The following is a 17,593-nucleotide window of genomic DNA, read 5'->3' as shown; positions in this document are numbered from 1 at the left end:
GTTCAGCCGCCCTCGGCGGCCAGGTCGACCCGCCACGTGCCGTCGACCTGCCGCAGCACAACCCGGGTCGAGGCGACCCACTCGACATACCGGGTGCCTGCGGCGGTCGTGACTAGCCGGTCGGCGGTCACCCGCACCACGACCCGCTCCGCGGTTCTGGGCGCGCTGGGCACGAGCTGGGCAACAGGCGCGGAGCAGTTCCCGGACTCCCGGGCAGCGGTGGCCTGTTCCCAACTGCGCGCGGCACGGTCGTCGGCGGTGGGGTCGAACAGCGACCACGCCTCAGCGGTCATCGCCGGTCGGGCCCGCCGCTCGGCGTCACCGAACCGCTCCCCGGCGGTGGTGAACGGGCACCACCGCGCCAGCCACGCACGTGCCGCGCTCTCCGCACCGGCCAGCTCCTGACCTGCCGGTGGCCCTTGTGGAGCCGCTGTCACGACGATCGTCGCCGGATCCGTCGCGGTCCGGGGCTGGACCACTGTCGGTGCGACCCCCGAGGGCGGGATGGGTGGTTGTTCCGGCAGAGTCATCGAAGACGTGACGCCGGAGGGCTGGACCGTCATCGACGTCGAGGTGCTGGACGTGACCCCGGCGGGGGTCGGTGCCGGTTCGCCAGGCTCACCCGACGCGCTGTCCGGTGTGCCCGGTTCATCCATCGACCAAGCCAAACCCACCACCGCGGCGACCACGGCGATCACGCCGGTGACGGCTGCGATATTGCGGCGGACCGATACGGGCCCCCATGGCGTGCGAACGTCGCCCAAGCCCCGGTCGCGGCTGCGGGTGAACTGGTGGTGCAGCTCGGCGCGGCGCTGCGCACCGACCTCGCGCAGCTCGCGCCGTCGATGTGCGCGGGCTCGGGCGCCCACGCCCCACGGCCACCATCCCGGCCGCGGGCCAAGCAGATCACGTCCCCAGAGCGCGCGGCTCACCTCGCGTGCGACCTGCGCTGGACCGTCCGCATCGCCATCTGACTGTTCGGCCCCGGGGTTCGCGATCTCGTACGGCTCGGAGTCGTCGTGTTGCGCGCCGAAGCGTGTCACCGGTGCTCATCCCTTCGCTGATCAACCGGACTCGGTGTCACCACGCCGCTATCCGGGTGTCCGACGTGGCCGTGTCGGCGGTATCGGATTCGCGTCGCCCTGATCTGGTGAGCGCGTTTCGCGTCGCACGGAACGTATTCGGGCCGTGGTGATCTGGTGGACGCCACGGCGGTTGCGTGCCGGGGGCGGCGGTGTCTTGTCAGGCGGTGCGAGTCCCCGCCCGCCGGGCGGAACGACCCACACCCGCCGCGTGTCTCCGACTCCTTGCGTGGTGCCGGTTCCGCCGGGCGACGCGATCCAACGGCGCGGGCCGACCGCGGTGGCCTGCTCGGCGTCGAACGTCGCACCCCTGCGTGCCTCGGGGTCGGGACCCGAGACAGGCTTCTCCCTTACCGCCAAAGCAGGCCCGGCAGTGATTGCGGTTGTAGCACCGGTCCCGTGCGGGCGTGCTCGACGCCCACCTGGGCCCGGCGCGTAGGGCCGTACGTCAGTGGACGGGGTGATGCGGGTGGCGGTTGCCTCCACCGGTCCGCGGTCGATGTCCGCTGCCTTGGTCGCCGTCGATCTGAGCTGGTTGGCCGCGATGCGGGTCGCGGCGACGGCCAACCCGACCCCACCGACCGCCGCTCCACCGGCCACTCGCGCTGCCCCGGCGGCGACGCGGGCGACGCCGCCGAACGCCTTGAACGCCGTCCGTGCCACCGACCGCGCGATCAACGCCGAGCCGACGCCCATCGTGCGGGCTCCTTCGCCGCCGGTCAGCGAGTCCACCCAGGCCTGCATCTGCACCGCCGACGTCATCAGGGCGATGTTGAGCACCGTGACGATGAAGAAGCCGTGCTGGCCGACGAGGGTGACGATGACAGTGGAGGTGACGGTCACACCGGACACTGTCGTGGTGATGGTCAGTGCTTGAAGGCTGCGACCGAAGGTGTAGATGACGTAGCGCGTGCCGGCCGCACGAGGCCAGCCGGGTATCGGCCACAAGGTGAGGAACACCAGCCCCGCAACCAAGGAGAGCAGCAGTCCCACTGACGCGTTGAGTCCGGCCACGATCAAGCGCACCAACAGCAACTCCAAGGGCACTACCAACAGCGTGAGCAACAGCACGATGCCCAACCGTGCCGGGTCCTGGCCGCGGATGTAGTCGCTGTAGGGGCCGAACTCCTCGACCGCGCCTTGGTCGTCGAGGATTTCCATCCATCGCTTCCAGGTGTCGTCGTTGGCCAGTGCGTGGTGCCCCGCCTTGCCGCACACGTTCAGGGAACCGAAGTGCGCCAGGCACCAGGGGGTGGCGCCGAAGTTCGACCACATGCTGTCGACGAGTCGGCGGGTTCCCGCGTGTGGACTTCCGTCGGCGATAGCCGGTGCACGGAATCCGGTGGGGTTGTTCGTCGTGGTCACGAACTCGGTCGATCCGGCGATGACACCGTCGGCGATCTGCTGTCGAGCGCCGTCCACGGTGGTCATCACGGTGGACGGGCCCGAGGCGACGAGCATCGCCGTCGCGGCAGTGGCGATGACCCAACCCAAGTCGGTGGCGAAGCCCCTGCCCTCACCGCGCCATCGGGCGTAGGTCATAACCGCGCCGATCGCGACGGTAGCCATGATCAACGGCCAGAACACGTGGTAGGCGACAGAGTTCACCGCTTGGTCGATCTTGTTGCTGGACTCGGCGTAGAGGGTGAGGTTGAGCAGCCATTCCAGCAGCGTCAGCGCGCCCTCCAGCACGCCGAGCGCGAGCCACATCAGCAGCAGCGTGATCACGCCGATGATCTGGTAAACCGGCAGCGCCAGATCCAGCCAGCCCGATGCCGAGTCATCCGGTTTGACCGTGATGGCGTAGTCGTAGAACGAGTACGTCTCGAACAGCGTCTTCGGGCTACCGCCCGCCAGGTCCGGGCCGGTGATCACGTCGTCGGCCAACGCACTGCGCGCGTGGCCAGCGATGAGCAGCCCCATCAACCAGGCCAGGGTCATCATCCGTTCGGGCCGGTCTCCCAGCCATCGCAGCGGTCGCGGGCCACGTTCGCGCGCTAGCCTCACCACCAGCAGCGCCTGCGAGCCCGTGCTGCGGCCGAGGTCTGCCAGTCTGGCGAGAACATGTCCTCTCATGGCTCCTCCGCGGATGCAGCTGCCGCCGAGTCGACCAACCACCGGTCGTCAACCAGGGCCAAGCCGACTGTGATGTGCCTGGGTGCGTCGTCGTGCGCACGGACTTCGACCACCGCGACCGCGACCTGGGCGGACCTGCTCTCTCCGAGGATTCGGACCTCCGGTCGCGGCCGGTAGTCAGTGATTAGGCAGCGCGCTTCGCGGCCGAGCCAGGCACGCCACCGCGGTGTCGCGAGTCGGCACGCATCCGGGTCCAGCGCCTGGTGGCGTTGTGCGAAGGCGAGCGCCACCGACGCCGGATCACCGAGATCCAGTGGTACCGCGTCTACCGAGGGCTGCGGTTCGGGCCACGAGATGGCGATGGTGGTTAGGCTCACCAGTGCTGCTGCCGACACAGCCGATGCGATCATTCCCGCGCGGCGCTGGGCAGCTGACGGTCCCAGCGGTGAGGTGGCGATCACCGGACACCCTCCTGGTGATCGGCTCGCTGCTGTTCGCCGACCACGCCCTCCGCAACCGCCTTGCCGGGCTCCGAGGCATCAGCCGACGCCGCGACCGTCCGGACATCCGGGGACACGCCGCCGACCTGTTCACCGTCGGTGCCGTACGCGTAGAGGTCGGCCGAGTCCTCCGCTGCGTCTGTGGACAGGGTGTCGGCGATCCACTCGGTGAGGCGGTCGAAGGCCACCAGCCCGAGCCGGTTGTACCGATCGCGCATCACACACTCGCCCGGTCCCAGCATGCTCTGCGCTTGGCGCAGTCGCAGACCTGCGTCGGGCCGGTGCAGCAGCACCGCCTGGGCGCGCTGTTCCTCCTGCCCCAGCGCCTCGAACGCCGCCGACATCACCAGCTGCTCGACCAGGCCCTCGATGGCGGCCATCTCGACCGCAGATTGGGAGTCCAGCAGCAAGTAGGTCTTGAGTGCGCGGCCGGTGCGGGCCAGCCACTGCACCAGCGACCGGCCTTCCGGGTAGGCGGTGATGCGGTGCAGCTCGGTCAACGCGACCAGCTTGATCAGTTCTCGCACGTGGCGTGACTGCATCAGCGCGTACGCCGTGGAGGTGCGGAAGGTGGTCATGGCGCAGCGCTGGGACACCGTCCACTGCTCCGCCATGCTGCCGGGCTGCGGCAAGCCCAGGCCGTCCAGACGCAGGTAGACCAGTCCGCGGCCGGACAGCATCGGAGCCGCACCGGCCGCTGGGGTACCCAGCGCGGCGCGCACGTCGGACTGGCGGGAGCGCACCGACAACGTCTCGCCCAGCGTCCGCGCCGACTGCGCGGCCGGTGTGTCACCGGGGGCGGCGATGAGTTCGCCGATCACGGCGGTGGCCGACCACAGCTCGCGAGCGCGGGCCAAGACCCGGTCGATCGCGGCCTCCAGCACCGCCTCGGTCCCTCGCCGGTCCTCACCGCTCAGCACGCCCAGCAGGGCGTCCAGGGTCAGCGCGCGGGCCTCGTCTGCAGTGGGCGTCCACCGCATCGGGTCCATCAACCCGGCCGCGTCCGGTGCGGTGACGTCGATGACCTGCACCGGGACACCCAGGACGCGGTCGGCGACCTCCACGATGCCGGCCAGGTCGCCCTTGGGGTCGGCCAGCAGGCACCAGGCGCCCTCGGCCAACGCCGCGAGCACCGTCAGCATCACCGCGGTCGACTTGCCGGAGCCCGAGCGGCCGGTGAACGACATCGTCGTGGGCATCCGTCGGTCATCGGCGGTGCGCGAGACCAGATGCAGCCGCACCGGTCCGGGTGTCGCGCCGAGGTTGCCTCCGATGTAGGGACCGCTGCCGTCGCCGACCGCCGAGCCGCCGTGGAACCATGAGCCGGCCAGTGTGCGCATCGGCTGGATCTGTCCGAACTCCGACACCCGCACCCGGTCCCCCGGCAGCAGCTCCTTCCACAGCAAATCCTGGATGTTCGGTGCCAACTCCAAAGCCACGATGCCGGTGTAACGGCGGCGCAGCGTTTCGATGCGGTCGGTTAGCTCCTCGACAGTCTCGGCGTGCACCACCCACCGCGGGTGCGAGGTCGCCAGCATGTCGACGCGCCGCCGCACTTCCCGGTCGCGTTCGGCGAGCGCGAGTTCGGCCTCGTCAATCTCCTCCGGTGGGGTGGTGCCCGCCTCACCGGCCTCCAGGGACTGCGACCTGGTCCACTTGCGGCCGGTGCGCAGCAGCGCCAGCGACCCGGTGCGGCCGTGGTTGACCCCGCGCACCGACGCCTCCACGTCGGTCAGCTCAGTCAATAGCGCCAGCCACTCCCCGCCGGGGATCTCCAGCTCATCGGCCGGGAAGCCGTTGACCGCAGGCACTAGCACCGCCACGTGCCGCGTGGCACCGGTGACGGCGTCCCTGGTGGTCACGTAACGGCCGTCGGAGCTGGGGAGGACCTCGCCATTCATCAGCGACACTAGTCGCGCGCCGGACAGCTCGCCGTCGTCGACCGAGGCGAGGTCGGCGGTACGACGAAGTTCACGGGCATAGGCCCACGCGATCGCCGCGGCCGACGCCGGGACACCGCGGAGAGGGCTGTCGCGCGCCTGGCCGAACCACCGCCGCACGGTGGGCCGCAGTTCCTCGACACGGTCGTGTGCGTCGCGCAGCATCCCTGCCCGGGAGCGCAGCTGCGCGGCGACCGCCTGTCGTCGACGTTCCCACGGCGAAGCGGTGTCTCGAGTCGGCCAGCGCACGCCGAGCAGCACCACGCGGCGGCGGAAGTGACCGGCTTCCGTGTTGCGGGCGATGCGATGTGCGCCCAGCTCGATGTAGTAGTCCGCACCCGGCGCGCGGACCCCGGGACTGGAAATCCAGCTTTCGCGGTAATCCTCGTCTGAGTACCGCGTCCACATGATCTTGAGGTGGTACTCGGCGTCAACCGGCAGAAGCGTGTGCAGCGCGGCGGCCGTGGCCCAGGTCGCGGCCTCCAGTTCGCCGTCCTCCATCAATTCGGTGGAGCCGTCCGGGATCTGCGTCCAGCTCCACACCGCGTCGTCCGTGACCTCGATGCCGTCCAGGATCAGCAGTGGCGCGGCGGGCGGGTCGGTGATGTGGCGTGTCTTGCGTGTCATGGTGCGCCACCATCCTTTCCGGACTCGGGTGCCGAGGTGACCAGAGGAGTGGTGACCAGCAGCCGGATCGGGTCGGATCGGCGTCCGGTGATTTCCAGCAGTGGGTTGCCGATCACCGCCCTGCGAGACGGCATCCGGAATTGCGCCCAGTCCCGCCAGGCGGCGAGCATCATCCGGCCGGTGTCATCGCGCCGCGTGCCGTAGAGCACGAACACCACCGGCGGCACCAGGAACACGAGTGGCGACAGGCGGTGCAGGATCGGCATATCCAGCAGAAGCAGCACCGCCCACCACAGCGCGAAGCCGACCGCCCCGATCAACAGGGCCCGCCGCTCTACACCACGTCCCAGGGAACGGCCGAACAGCTCGTACTGACGGGTCTGAAGTTTCAGGTGGACGGTGTCGGTGGGCAGCCTCATGTCGTACCGCCGACCACGGACTGGATGATTCCCTTGAGGATGTTCTCGGCGGTGTCCGGGAAGAAGATGAACACCCCGCACGCCATGGCGCCCAGGATCTGCGCCATCATCCTGCCCGGCTTGTCCTCCATGTAGGACCAGAAGGCTCGCACGCCCAGCACGATCATCAGCAGCACACCCAGCAACGTGAAGATCGCCTGCTTGATGCCGTCCAGGTTCACCTGTTGCAACGGTTGGGTCTGCGCCAGGTCCAGGGCACTCACGATGGTCATCGCGGTGTTCATCACGGTGCTTTCCCGGTGTCGATGTTGATGCCCGCCAACAGCCAACGGTCGGCCTGGCGGTGCAGGCTCAAGCGGTAGGTGCAGGTCAACCGGCCGGCACTCTCCGCCACGCGCCACACCGCTGTGGCCACACCCACGCGTTGATCGGGCGGTGCGCCCGCGGATGCCTGCATGCCACGCCACTGCCGCAGCTCGACGAGCGTCGCCGCGCCCTCCAGGGAGGCGATCCGTGCTCGCGGAGCTCGGACGAAGTCCAGGTCGCCGGTGGCGAAGGCATCCATGAAGGTCTCCACGGCCGCACGGGTGTCACGGGTGAACCGGTCGTCGGACACCGCCTGGCCCGACGGCACGGATTCAGGGACCACCGTGCCGGGCTCACCGACCAGCGCCGGAGACGCGGTCAACAACAGGCGGCCGTCGTGCTCCGCCAGAGGCACCGCGACGACCAGCCAACGCGCCGGATAGGCGCGCCAACCCGGAAGGTCCGCCGGTGCCGGCTCCGCGGCCGGGATACCGGAGCCGGCGGTGGGCAACGAAGACCCCGACTCCTCGGAGGGCGGTTGCGTCGGGGACTGTTCTAGCGATCCCCGGTCCTCGTCCGGCGCGTAGGGCACGACTCGCACCCGCACGGTCACCACGGCCTGCTCGCCGCCGTGTCGCACACGGCCGAGGACAACGGCACTGTCGGCGGACTGACGGCCTTGGCCGTCCCAGCCGTCTACCTCCCGCCCCGGAAACGCCCACCGCCGCATGACCTGCTCGCGGCGCTCCCGCTCCCGGGCATCCCAGGACAGGTAGTCCACCGCCATGCCCGCGGCGGCCCCGTCAAGAACCTCATCGGCAACGCCTGGGGTGGAGGTCGACGTCGACGGGCGCAACCACGCCGCCACGGTGACGGTCACGTCGACCGCGCCCAGGACGGTCAGGGCCGTGATCGCGGTCAGCACCGCCAGTCGCCGCGCTCGCGTCCACCACGGTTCGCGGACACCGTCGACCACGTCGAAGGCGGTCTGTCGCGACGTGGGTGAATGTCGTACCGGTGCGGCGTCGGCCGGAGGCGTCGGGGCCGGTGGCGCCCACTGCGGTGCGATACCGTGCGCTGGCGCTGGCCCGGGTGGTGCGGGACGTCCGGGCACCGAGGCCCTCCACGCGGGCGGCCGGTGTCGAACGTCCAACGGCGGTGCCTTTGGTCCGATGGCCGCGCGTCCTGGCTTGTCGCCGGCGGCGAACGCCGTGCCGTTTGCCCGAGTGGCCTTCCTGGCCCGGCGCGCTCTCCAGCGGACACGGACAGCCCGGTGATTCTTTCCAGCCATCAACCGCCACAGCAGATCACCGACCATGATCCGACCTCCGGACGGCCGACAGCCTCGTGACCAATACACACATGTAACCCCCTGTGAACACCGCATCGCTACTTCGCCACAATCCCGGATGCGCGGCGCGATACAAGCACCATAGCTCCAGTCTGCTCACAGAAAGCGTTTTTCCCGTAGATCGGGAAAAACGCTTTCAATGAATAAAAACCACCCGACTTGAATCTGATGCGATGCGGAGAAGTCCGCGACGTGCCATGATGTAGTCGGTGCGCAGTCGGGTCTGCGCGCTGTCGGGTGTGCGGGCGGTTGATTGCTCGTCGAGCCGTGGGGGCGTAGGCGAATAATCTTCCGCTCGCACTGGCGACACATTCCATGTGTCGAAAAACGGGTGTGCGGGAACCGGGGGCGGTTCCCGCACACCCCGCCCGCCATGAGCGTGTCGAGGCGAAGTCGTCGAAGCAATCGCGCGGCAACCGGTCAGTTCTTTCGGTCAAGCCGCTCGGATGTGGTGCGAGAGGTGATCGCGACCAGTCGCCCGCCGATCCGGTATCGGCGGCCCACCCGTTCCACGGCGCCGCAGTCTTCCAGGGCGCGGATGAGACGGTGGACCGTGCTGAGCGGAAGGCCGCCGAGTTCGCCGATCCGGGCCAGTGTCAACGGTGCCGGTTGGGGAGCGATGGACTCCAGCACACGCAGGCAGCGCTCCAGGTAGGAGTCGCGACCATGAGTCGCGGCTGCGGGGGCGGGTCGGGCCGCCCCGGATGGGTCACCGGTCATCGCCGTGCTCCGCTGTCGATTCCAGTTCCGGGTGGGTCAGCCGCCACGGCTGCGCGCCTTGTTGCCGATGGGATCGAGCCCCCAGTCGGCCAGGGCTCCGGGCAGGGAGAGACGGGCGGCGTCAGGCGATCCTCCGCCGCACCGGTTCACGACGGTGCGGTCAGAGCACCGGTCCAGCATCGCCTCGACGCTCCGGCGATCGGCAGTCATCAACGATGCGACCACAAGGTATGGGACGCGCACGATGCTCAACTCCAGTGGCGGGTTGTCACGGCCTCGCCGTCCACGGGCCAACCTGGATGTACTGCGGCACCGTGGCGGGCGCCCGCCACAGCAGCGGCCACCAGTAGGTCGTCTCGGTCACCACCGCGACCGGACGTCCCGCCACGAGCAGACGTGCCTGCGAGTACAGCGCCGGGGCATCGGCCTGCGCTGGCCCGTCGATACGGACGGTGAACTGGGTGGCACGTTGCACCGCCGCACCGAGCAGCTCGCCCAGCGGGACGCTGCCGTGTCGCAGCACCGCTTGCCCGTCGATGTCCAGGCGCAGCGCCGACTCGTACACCAGCGCCGTCACCGCGGCAAGACGCACGGCTGCATCACCCGTGGCAGGCACCAGAAAGCCGTCGCGCACCGTGACACGGGCACCGGGCGGGATATCGAGCAGCTTGGCCTCCAGCGGGTTCACCTCACGGCGCGTGTCAGGGGCGCGCGCTGTCCTGCGCACGGCAAAGCCGGTCCACCAGGACAAGGCCGCGGTGTACGTAGGCGCTGTGTTGATCAGACGCTTGAGCCGCACTGCCCGCTCCTCCAGCTCCTGGCCTGGGCTTTCGCCATGGGTTCCAGGAGTGTCGGTGGCCGGCCTTTCCGTTTCGACCGCGGTCCTGAATGTGGTGGCGTCGTGGCCGATGCTGACGCGCGTGTCGATGTCGACGAGGGACACGGTGATGCTCCTGCCTGAAAGCCGGCGTTGGTGGGGACGCGGCCCGCCCTCCTGGGAAGCGAGGGCGGGCCGCGCGCTGAGGGCTCGTCACTCGGTTCACCCGGTGACCGGGTGCCGGGCGACGACGATCGACGGTGCGGGTGCAGGGACGACGACCACGCTGGTCGTCGTCGATTCTGACTGAGGGCCGGAAGGGTTCGGCGCCGACGACGATGACGTTCCCGTCGGGCGGGACGTCGTGGTTATCGGCGTGGTCGTGGTGGGCTTGGACGTGATGGCCGCGGGCTTCGGCGGCGTGGTCATCGTCGTGGACGATGGGACGCTGATCCCTGCCGCCCGGGCCGAAGCGACGGTCGTGGTCAACACGGTGGCGGCACCTGCGATGAGCGCACCGGCCGCCAACCCGGCCAGGATGATGCGGGCAGACCTACTCGTCACTGGATCTCCTTACGGCTGAACGGTTTCCTGCCCGGCATCGACGCCCCTGGCGCCCGCTATTTGATCAACACGGTGGTGCCCGCAGGAATGGGGTTTCCGTCGTGGAGTGTGGTCAGTGTGTGCAGTGCGTCGGCGGGAACCCGGATGCAGCCGTTGGAGCCGGCGGCGCCGAAGACGCCCGGATCGGGCCAGCCGTGCACGGCGATGGTTCCGGGCCTTCCGCCGTAGGTGGTGTGAGTGTCGGAGTGCGCACCCAGCGCCAGGGGCACCGGCGTGTAGGTGGCGGTGGGGTCTCGCGTCGTGGCGATCACGAACGTGCGTCCCTGGGGCGTGACGGAGTTCCTGGCGCCGATGCCCACCGTCCACCGTCCGATCTCGCGATCATCCTGGTGCAGCGTCAGCGAGTAGCGCGCCCGGTCGACGGTGACCAGGTGGGGCGTCGTGGCGAGCATGATGTCAGGTCCCAGGTACAGCCAGGCCACCCTGTTGTTGGGCCTCGACGGCAGGGCGACCATGACCCAGTTCGATCGTGGCTCCAGGATCGGCAGCCAGGTGTCGACCTGAGCGCGCGCCGGTTCGACGCCGATGAGCTGGGTGCTGGGCACCGCAGCGACGGGGTCACCACCCGGCGACGCGTACGCCGCCACGGTGCGCGTGGGATGCGCGACCGTGCCGTCCGGCACCTGCTCGGGTGCCGAGTCGCGTGGCGCATCGGGCACCTCAGTGAACGTGTCTGCCTGCGGCAGCAGGACCAGTTGCTCCTCGGATACCGGCCGGGGCCGCGGTGATGCCACGGGACCGGCCGCCGCATCGGCGACCGGTCCCGTTTGCCGGCCGGGCGAGGAACCGGTAGCCGAGTGACTGTACTCTCGGTTCTCGGCCGTGAGAACGACTGCGACCACGGTGAGGACGGCTTGCGCGAGCCCGCCGAGGACGACTCCTCGCGATCGGCGTGGGACCACGTTTCCCGGGTCGTTCGTCCTGCCGTGGCGCACGATGGTCACCTCCTTCGTCATTTGCCGGACTAAGTGGACAGTTGGGCTAGAAATGAGGTGGTGCGCCGGACGTCCCCGACAGCGGCGGTGCACCTGGTTTCGCGCGCAAGCGCCTTACAGGTGGACTTGTCAGCAACCGCGGCCGTTGTAGTAGGCGTAGGTGATCAGCCCGCCTTGGAGGGACGGGTGGGTGGACAGGTTGGTCGTGCCGGGCCACACGCAGATCGAGCGGGTCGCGCCTGTGCCCCACCAGAACTCCACGTTGATCGAGATCCGTCCGGATCCGCAGTGGACGTAGTACGAGTTCCGGTTGGGCGCATACCAGCCGCACCCCTGGGCCGTCACGCCTTCGGTACCCGCTTGGGATGGCGCCGGAGCCGCGAGCTTGACCTCGCCCTGGATCTGCGATCCGGGCAGGACCACGCCGGCCTGGGTCTGGATCTGCGAGCCGGGGGTGCCTGAAGGTGCCTGGATCCGGGACGCGGACTTGTCGGTCGAGGTGGGCCCGTATGGGCCGCCCATGGCGATCTGTGCCGAGGCGCTTCCCGCGGCGACGGCCAGCGACAGCCCGAGCGCGAGGCCGAGCACGCCGAGCAGGCGCAGGATGGACGTGCGTGTCATCGGGTTCCTTTGCTTCCGGTGGGGACGGTGTGCCGCGCCGCTCGCCGCGCCCCCAGGGGGATTGGGCCTGAGCGGCGGCGCGGCACACCCTGCCGGTCGGGAGTGACCGGCAGTCTGGTTCTCACCGCCATCCGACGGTGAGCGTCCGGCCCGCAGTCGGGGCCGGCGGTCTGTGGTTGTCACGGGGCAGGGCGCTTGGTGAGCGCGACGACACGCCGCGTTCGGTGAAGTGATTGCCGTCCAACGCCTTTAGCGTCTGATCAATGCCAGCTGCTCTGCCCAGAACGCCCGCATCGGACCGCAGGACGTTGCGCCCACGGGCGGGATGTGGCCGGTGGCCTCGATCTCCTGCCGTGACGGACGTTCGCCAGCTCGCGCCTGCCGTTCGCCGTCGTCGGTGACTGTGCCCGTGAGCTGGAAGCGTTGCCCACTGGGCAACTCCAGCACGACACAGCCGGGTTGACGTCCGGTCCACTCGACGCTGCCGGTGACAGTGACCATCGATCCGCGCGCCTGTGGCGGCGGGATCACCACCGCGGTTTTCACTTGCGGATCGGGGCGATTCGCATCCGCGGATGCCGAGTCGACGACGTCTTCTGGTTGCGAGGTCGCGCAGGCCACCGCCGCAGCCAGGACGCTCAACATTCCCAACACGGTGGACCTCCGCCGATGGCGCCTCATCCCAGGTCGCCTTCGTCCGTCGGGATGCCCACGTCCCAGAACGTCGAGTCAGTCAGCGGGACCCTCGGCTCCCGCGTCCGCGACAGCGATGCCGTGTGGATGGTCCTGGCAGCCGAGATCAGCGAGTTCGGATGCGCCATCTGCGGTGCCAACTCGTCGAGGACCGCGTGCGCGGTATCGCGGGCGAGAGTCCGCCCCAGCAGCCAGATCCGCGACGGCACACCCGCTCCGCGCAGGACCGCGTAGATCTCCTGGGTGGCCGGCAGGTAGCCCAGCACCCACTGACCGCAGCGATCCGGTTGCAGGGCGGCGGACAGGTCGTCGTCATCGCCGTCGCGACGCCAGGCCCACCCCCACTCTTCGACGCCGTTCAACGCGAAGACACCCAAGCCCGTGGCAGTCGCCCTCCGAGGGTCGAGGGTGAGGAACGTGGTCTCGTCATCAAAGACCACCACCTGGGCAGGAACGTCCGGTGACCGACGCCAGCCGTCGGCAGCCGCCCGCAGTGGCCCCGACGGCGGGTCCAGCCCGATCACGAAGTCGCGGAGATCTTCGGCCAGGGCACGCGCGTTCTCCAGCTCCCGCACGGCCTGGGCGTGCTCGTCCACCGCCCGCTCAAGCGCGCCGATGTCGGATTTGGTCGCGGACCGGATCGTCGTGATGCGCCGCTGTGCGTCGTCGATCCGTTCCAGTGCCTCGGCCGACTCCTGCCGCAGCGTCGCTTCCAGCAGCAGCAGGTCACCAGCGGCGTCGGCGGTCAGGACCTGGAGCGACCCGTCCCTGACCAGGCGGTCGCTGATCGTCTGCGGCACCGGATCCGCCCGGTGTCCCAGCAGCACCAGCAGCTGCCCTTCCACGGTGTGCCGCCATCGTGCACGACGTGTCTCCACCTTGTTCCCCCTGTTATCCACCCGTCAGCAGGGCTGCGTACAACCGCTTGGTCGGACTTCGTGCGACAGCCGTCCTCTGACAGTCCACGAGCAATCAACCCGTCAATCGCGAACAAACCGACCCATGCAGGCACGTTTCGCGTCATCGCGACAGACCATTGGCCATGTCCGCATCCATGAGCTTCGCCGCAACAGATGACCCCGTTGCCGACAGAACAATGACACAGACTCCTGCGTCCCGTCACGAAAAAAGTTCGAACTAAACACAATTGGCTTCCGACCTGCACAAATACAACCATCTCGACTGTGCCTGATATTTCCTCAAGTGAAATGCTTTCAATGCATGAAAAGAGCCGATTCCACCACATGAAATCTTCCGCCACGCGCGTCGTAAGCATTGTTTCGACTGATGAAAACATTCCCTGGAGCACTTCGAGTCGACTATGGTCCTCAGCGCGCGACCGGCACCCCCTTGCCAGCCGGTGTTCTCAAACAACGAGATCGAAGGGACAGCCATGCGTAATGCGATGCCGAGTTCCGTGGGTCCGCCCGTTCGATGTGCGGTCGCGCCACGAGCCGCGGTTGCGTGGCAATGCAGGGCCGGACAGGTGCAGGTATGACCGGCACCGGCCGTCGGATCACGGCGCAGGGAGCCCGGTTCATCGGCCTGGTGGCGGGAACGGTCGCGATGGGGTTGGGCATCGCACTGCTGGTGCGTGCCCGGCTCGGTCTGCTACCGCTGGACGTCCTGCATGCGGCAATCAGCAGGCACACCGGGTGGACGATGGGCGGCGCGTTCCTCGCCGTTCAGGCGGTTCTGCTGCTGGCTTACCTGCCGCTGCGGGTGCGGCCGGGTGTGGGGACGGTCGTCGCCGCGGCGGCTCCGGCGCTCGTGTGCGACGTGGCCTTGGCCCTGCTGCCGGATTTCACCCTGGTGTGGCGCCTGGCGCTGTTGCCGCTCGGCGGCACACTGTTCGCGCTGGGGATCACCCTGTACCTGGACGCCGGGATGGGTGCACTTCCGCGTGACGGCCTGATGCTGGAGCTGCACCGCCGCCGGCCGTGGTTGCGCCTGGCGGTGATCCGGGTTGTCTCGGATGTCGGATGCCTGCTGGCGGGCTGGCTGGCCCTGGGACCAGTCGCCGCGGTGACCGAAGGAACCGTGGGTCTTGGCTCGCTGCTGTTGGCGTGTCTGCTCGGACCGGTCATCGCGATCCTGCTGCGCCGGACCGGGAGCTCCACCACGCCCGCCGAGTCGTCACAGGACGGACAGGCATGCCGCGCCAGCGGCCAGGCGTGTACTTCACGCGATTCCCATCGCGAGTTGGTTACACAACCCCTTCGCCCCGCAGCGACCGACGACGTCACGCGGGACTACTCGCGAACATCCGCGACACAGACCCTCGACGGCGTACCGGTCGTCGACCTCGCCCATCACCTCAAGCGCTGACCTCTCGGCGCGCTTACCTTCACCTGTAGGGAGATCCATGTTGCGCGGCCCTGTTCGGGCCGTCCTGCTGCTCTGCGCTGTGGCGCTCGCGGCAGTGGCGTGCACCGGCTCACCATCCGACCAGTCGACACCCACCCCGACGCACGACCCGAACCCCTCCACGCAGGCGGAGGTCCACCCGGCCATACCTCAGGACCTGCGCCCGGCGGCCGAGGCGTACTCCCGCTACCGGGAGATCGACGCCTGCGCGCTGCACGACCCGGCGGCGGCCGAGAAGGCGTCCGGTGAGGGCAGCACCGGAGACGAGCTGATGCCCGGCGACGACGGCTTCAACAGTTGCACCCTGCGGCTGCACAAGTCGGAGTTCGACTCCACGTGGACGATGTACCTGAGGGCGGCGCAGGAGTACGACGCCGCGCTCCGTCGCGAGGCAGCGCCCGAGCAGGTCGGCGGCGTGGAGTTCTACGTCAAGGAGGAGGGTGCGCCGCAGCCCTCCTGCGAGCTGGCCCGCCCGCTGGACGACACCTACGCGGTCGTGCTCGACGTCCACCCCGGCGACCGCGACAACGTCGTTCGGCCGGTGTGCGACTTCGCCCGTGACTACGTCGGGCAGCTCACAGACCGGTGGCGTGACCTGCCGCGCCACGGTTCCGGTCGCACGCAGCCCGCGCTGCCGTTGGCGCTGCGCGATCCATGCCAGGCGCTCACCGCCGTGGTCGACGATGTGGGCGCGGACGCGGAGATCCAGCCGCGCGAGGTCTACGAGTGCAGCATCATCCCCGGTGCCGCCGGCACCGCGAACCCCAAGGGCGAAGCCGGGGCCGGTGGGATCACCGTGGTCTTCGGGGTCGACGAGGACCCCGCACGCAACCTGACGATCTCGCCCGACGAGTACCGGGCCGTGGACATCGCCGGTTACAAGGCGGTGACGGGTGCCCGTGCCGGGCAGTGCCGAACGGTGGCGGTGTGGGATCCGGACGCCACGATCGTCGAGGACCACCAGGACGATGACGCACTGCCCGCAGTCCAGATCATCCAGGTCGACACCCCCGACTGCGAACAACCGTCCCAGGCACTGGTCGAGAAGATCCTGAACGCGGTGGGCAAGCCGTGACCCCCACCCGCACGCTCGGCACCGTGCTCCTGGCGGCGATCATGGCGCTGTCGGCCTGCACCACCACCATCAACGGCACCGCACGACCCCATACGCAATCGACCCAGGACAGCTCCCAACCGGCCGTGTGCAGCCGCGCGCCAGACCCGGACAACTGCGCCGAGTTCCAGCGCACCGAACCGGCCAAGGGCGAGCATCTGTTCACGGCGTGGGCCGCGGACGAGGCCGCCAGCTCGCAGATGCTGTGCAGCGCACTACCCGACCAGACCTGGCAGCAGTGGCTGAGCGAGGGCTTCTACCGCTACGTCAACGACTCCTCCTGGTGCGAACTGTGGTCGGCCGACAACCAGATCGCGATCAAACTCGGACTGTTCGGCGCCTCGCCCCTGCGCGAGTACTTGGCCAGATTCCAGTCCGATCCGGGCATCTCCGCCCTCACCCGCCAGGTGCAGATCGCCGGAGTACCGGCGATGACAACCGGGCTGGCCGCCGACTCCGACGGCGTCGGACGCGACGGCGAGCAGATCACCCTGGCTCCGCACGGCGACGCCGACAAACCAGGCGTGCTGCTGATCCGGTTGGAGCTGCACCCGCCACGCGGCCGTCCCTCCAACACCCCGGTCGACCGCAACCGCATCGGGTTCCGCGACGACCTCGCCGGCGCACTGCTCGGCGCGCTCTACCCGCGATGACCCTTCCACCGACACGGAGACCATCCATGCGCACCGGCACCATCGCGGCCCTCGTCATCGCCGCGGCAGCGATGACGTTGACCGCCTGCACCACCACCGTCCCCGGCACCGCGACCTCGGCCGGCACCACATCGAGCACCGCTGGATCGTCAACCGCCCCGACGACTCCAACTCCCGGCTCGGCGACAGCCTCGGGATCGGATCAGCCTGACGCGCCCATCACCCTGGGCGACCTCGACCAGCGTGTCGACGCCGCGAGCGTCGGCGCCCCCTACGACCCCTGTTCCATCGGCTGGTCCGCCTTTCCCGCCGAGGTACGCCCGACCAAGGCCGACGCGAAGCCATCGCTGCGCCCTCCGCGCGACGGGGATGCCTTCGCGATCGCGTGTCGCTACGACAACGGCGACACCGTCGAAGTCACCGTCGACGAACAGGGAAACGCCAGCAGCAACACCGGCCGCGACTTCTTCGCACTCATCGTCTGGGCCCGCCCCGACCAGGTCTCGACCAACCCCGCCGACCACACCAACTCCTCCGCCACCACCTACGGCGGCAAACAGGGATTGCTCAAGCCCGGCCAGGACCGCAGGGGCAACGCGATGTGCACCGCGATCATCCGACTCGCCAACGGCGCCGGCGGCGTCAGCATCACCAACGGAAAGTTCACCCAGATCGACACCTGCTCGATCGCTCGCACCGTAGCCGACAAGATCGCGGCAGTCGCGCCATGACCGAGCCGCAGACCCGC

The 17,593-nt window shown here is 69.2% G+C and carries 18 protein-coding genes; 6 read left to right on the top strand and 12 right to left on the bottom strand.

The features are described 5' to 3' along the window. Positions 1-2: 2 nt before the first annotated feature. Complete coding sequence (locus tag ACYVLT_RS26500) at positions 3-437, bottom strand: hypothetical protein (RefSeq protein ID WP_461122916.1); 435 nt, start codon at positions 435-437, stop codon at positions 3-5. A gap of 354 nt (positions 438-791) precedes the next feature. On the opposite strand from ACYVLT_RS26500, the gene ACYVLT_RS26495 reads away from it, so the two are divergent. Further along, positions 792-974 carry a hypothetical protein gene (locus ACYVLT_RS26495; protein ID WP_461122915.1) on the top strand — a complete coding sequence of 61 codons (183 nt, stop codon included), beginning with the start codon at positions 792-794 and terminating at the stop codon, positions 972-974. A gap of 117 nt (positions 975-1,091) precedes the next feature. Here the strand turns inward: ACYVLT_RS26495 and ACYVLT_RS26490 are convergent, their stop codons facing one another. The 7 genes from ACYVLT_RS26490 to ACYVLT_RS26460 form a co-directional block, all read right to left on the bottom strand. Further along, positions 1,092-3,026 (bottom strand): hypothetical protein, encoded by a 1,935-nt coding sequence (locus tag ACYVLT_RS26490; RefSeq protein WP_461122914.1) that lies wholly within the window; start codon positions 3,024-3,026, stop codon positions 1,092-1,094. 589 nt (positions 3,027-3,615) lie between these two features. After that, complete coding sequence (locus ACYVLT_RS26485; RefSeq protein ID WP_461122913.1) at positions 3,616-6,225, bottom strand: ATP-binding protein; 2,610 nt, start codon at positions 6,223-6,225, stop codon at positions 3,616-3,618. Next, positions 6,222-6,644: a hypothetical protein gene (locus ACYVLT_RS26480; protein ID WP_461122912.1), complete on the bottom strand. Its 423-nt coding sequence runs from the start codon at positions 6,642-6,644 to the stop codon at positions 6,222-6,224. The genes ACYVLT_RS26485 and ACYVLT_RS26480 overlap by 4 nt, the downstream gene beginning before the upstream one ends. Continuing rightward, on the bottom strand, positions 6,641-6,916 hold the full coding sequence (locus ACYVLT_RS26475) for a hypothetical protein (protein ID WP_461122911.1): 276 nt from the start codon (positions 6,914-6,916) through the stop codon (positions 6,641-6,643). Before ACYVLT_RS26475 ends, ACYVLT_RS26480 begins: the two co-directional genes overlap by 4 nt. An 11-nt stretch (positions 6,917-6,927) precedes the next feature. Beyond that, positions 6,928-7,830, bottom strand: a complete 903-nt coding sequence (locus ACYVLT_RS26470) for a hypothetical protein (protein ID WP_461122910.1) — start codon at positions 7,828-7,830, stop codon at positions 6,928-6,930. An 891-nt stretch (positions 7,831-8,721) separates the two neighbouring features. Then, on the bottom strand, positions 8,722-9,021 hold the full coding sequence (locus tag ACYVLT_RS26465) for a helix-turn-helix domain-containing protein (RefSeq protein ID WP_461122909.1): 300 nt from the start codon (positions 9,019-9,021) through the stop codon (positions 8,722-8,724). Between the two features lie 268 nt (positions 9,022-9,289). Further along, entirely contained in the window at positions 9,290-9,964 is a 675-nt protein-coding gene (locus tag ACYVLT_RS26460) for a hypothetical protein (protein ID WP_461122908.1), read from the bottom strand. Between the two features lie 265 nt (positions 9,965-10,229). On the opposite strand from ACYVLT_RS26460, the gene ACYVLT_RS26455 reads away from it, so the two are divergent. Beyond that, a complete protein-coding gene (locus tag ACYVLT_RS26455; protein WP_461122907.1) occupies positions 10,230-10,421 on the top strand; it encodes a hypothetical protein in 192 nt (63 codons plus the stop codon). A gap of 37 nt (positions 10,422-10,458) precedes the next feature. Here the strand turns inward: ACYVLT_RS26455 and ACYVLT_RS26450 are convergent, their stop codons facing one another. The 4 genes from ACYVLT_RS26450 to ACYVLT_RS26435 form a co-directional block, all read right to left on the bottom strand. Continuing rightward, the gene (locus ACYVLT_RS26450; protein ID WP_461122906.1) at positions 10,459-11,418 is read right to left on the bottom strand and encodes a L,D-transpeptidase; all 960 of its coding nucleotides are present in this window, start codon (positions 11,416-11,418) and stop codon (positions 10,459-10,461) included. A gap of 108 nt (positions 11,419-11,526) precedes the next feature. After that, positions 11,527-12,018 (bottom strand): DUF6355 family natural product biosynthesis protein, encoded by a 492-nt coding sequence (locus ACYVLT_RS26445; RefSeq protein ID WP_461122905.1) that lies wholly within the window; start codon positions 12,016-12,018, stop codon positions 11,527-11,529. A gap of 249 nt (positions 12,019-12,267) precedes the next feature. Further along, positions 12,268-12,663: a hypothetical protein gene (locus ACYVLT_RS26440; RefSeq protein WP_461122904.1), complete on the bottom strand. Its 396-nt coding sequence runs from the start codon at positions 12,661-12,663 to the stop codon at positions 12,268-12,270. Between the two features lie 32 nt (positions 12,664-12,695). Further along, a complete protein-coding gene (locus ACYVLT_RS26435) occupies positions 12,696-13,511 on the bottom strand; it encodes a hypothetical protein (RefSeq protein WP_461122903.1) in 816 nt (271 codons plus the stop codon). A 694-nt stretch (positions 13,512-14,205) separates the two neighbouring features. Here ACYVLT_RS26435 and ACYVLT_RS26430 point away from each other — a divergent pair. The 4 genes from ACYVLT_RS26430 to ACYVLT_RS26415 are packed head-to-tail and all read left to right on the top strand — an operon-like array spanning position 14,206 to position 17,576. Beyond that, on the top strand, positions 14,206-15,039 hold the full coding sequence (locus tag ACYVLT_RS26430) for a YczE/YyaS/YitT family protein (RefSeq protein ID WP_461122902.1): 834 nt from the start codon (positions 14,206-14,208) through the stop codon (positions 15,037-15,039). Between the two features lie 37 nt (positions 15,040-15,076). Further along, entirely contained in the window at positions 15,077-16,153 is a 1,077-nt protein-coding gene (locus ACYVLT_RS26425; protein ID WP_461122901.1) for a hypothetical protein, read from the top strand. Next, positions 16,150-16,845, top strand: coding sequence for a hypothetical protein (locus tag ACYVLT_RS26420; RefSeq protein WP_461122900.1), 696 nt, complete (start codon positions 16,150-16,152; stop codon positions 16,843-16,845). The genes ACYVLT_RS26425 and ACYVLT_RS26420 overlap by 4 nt, the downstream gene beginning before the upstream one ends. A 26-nt stretch (positions 16,846-16,871) precedes the next feature. Then, a complete protein-coding gene (locus tag ACYVLT_RS26415; protein WP_461122899.1) occupies positions 16,872-17,576 on the top strand; it encodes a hypothetical protein in 705 nt (234 codons plus the stop codon). Positions 17,577-17,593: the final 17 nt, after the last annotated feature.

It is taken from the genome of Saccharothrix stipae (assembly GCF_054781895.1).
This window is presented reverse-complemented; position numbering and strand designations above follow the sequence as displayed.

Excerpts from the sequence above, each read along its gene's own strand:
- ACYVLT_RS26490 (WP_461122914.1), bottom strand. The coding sequence starts at position 3,026 with ATGATGACCCTGGCCTGGTTGATGGGGCTGCTCATCGCTGGCCACGCG.
- ACYVLT_RS26485 (WP_461122913.1), bottom strand. The coding sequence starts at position 6,225 with ATGACACGCAAGACACGCCACATCACCGACCCGCCCGCCGCGCCACTG.
- ACYVLT_RS26480 (WP_461122912.1), bottom strand. The coding sequence starts at position 6,644 with ATGAGGCTGCCCACCGACACCGTCCACCTGAAACTTCAGACCCGTCAG.
- ACYVLT_RS26475 (WP_461122911.1), bottom strand. The coding sequence starts at position 6,916 with ATGACCATCGTGAGTGCCCTGGACCTGGCGCAGACCCAACCGTTGCAA.
- ACYVLT_RS26465 (WP_461122909.1), bottom strand. The coding sequence starts at position 9,021 with ATGACCGGTGACCCATCCGGGGCGGCCCGACCCGCCCCCGCAGCCGCG.
- ACYVLT_RS26450 (WP_461122906.1), bottom strand. The coding sequence starts at position 11,418 with ATGACGAAGGAGGTGACCATCGTGCGCCACGGCAGGACGAACGACCCG.
- ACYVLT_RS26445 (WP_461122905.1), bottom strand. The coding sequence starts at position 12,018 with ATGACACGCACGTCCATCCTGCGCCTGCTCGGCGTGCTCGGCCTCGCG.
- ACYVLT_RS26440 (WP_461122904.1), bottom strand. The coding sequence starts at position 12,663 with ATGTTGAGCGTCCTGGCTGCGGCGGTGGCCTGCGCGACCTCGCAACCA.
- ACYVLT_RS26430 (WP_461122902.1), top strand. The coding sequence starts at position 14,206 with ATGACCGGCACCGGCCGTCGGATCACGGCGCAGGGAGCCCGGTTCATC.
- ACYVLT_RS26425 (WP_461122901.1), top strand. The coding sequence starts at position 15,077 with ATGTTGCGCGGCCCTGTTCGGGCCGTCCTGCTGCTCTGCGCTGTGGCG.
- ACYVLT_RS26415 (WP_461122899.1), top strand. The coding sequence starts at position 16,872 with ATGCGCACCGGCACCATCGCGGCCCTCGTCATCGCCGCGGCAGCGATG.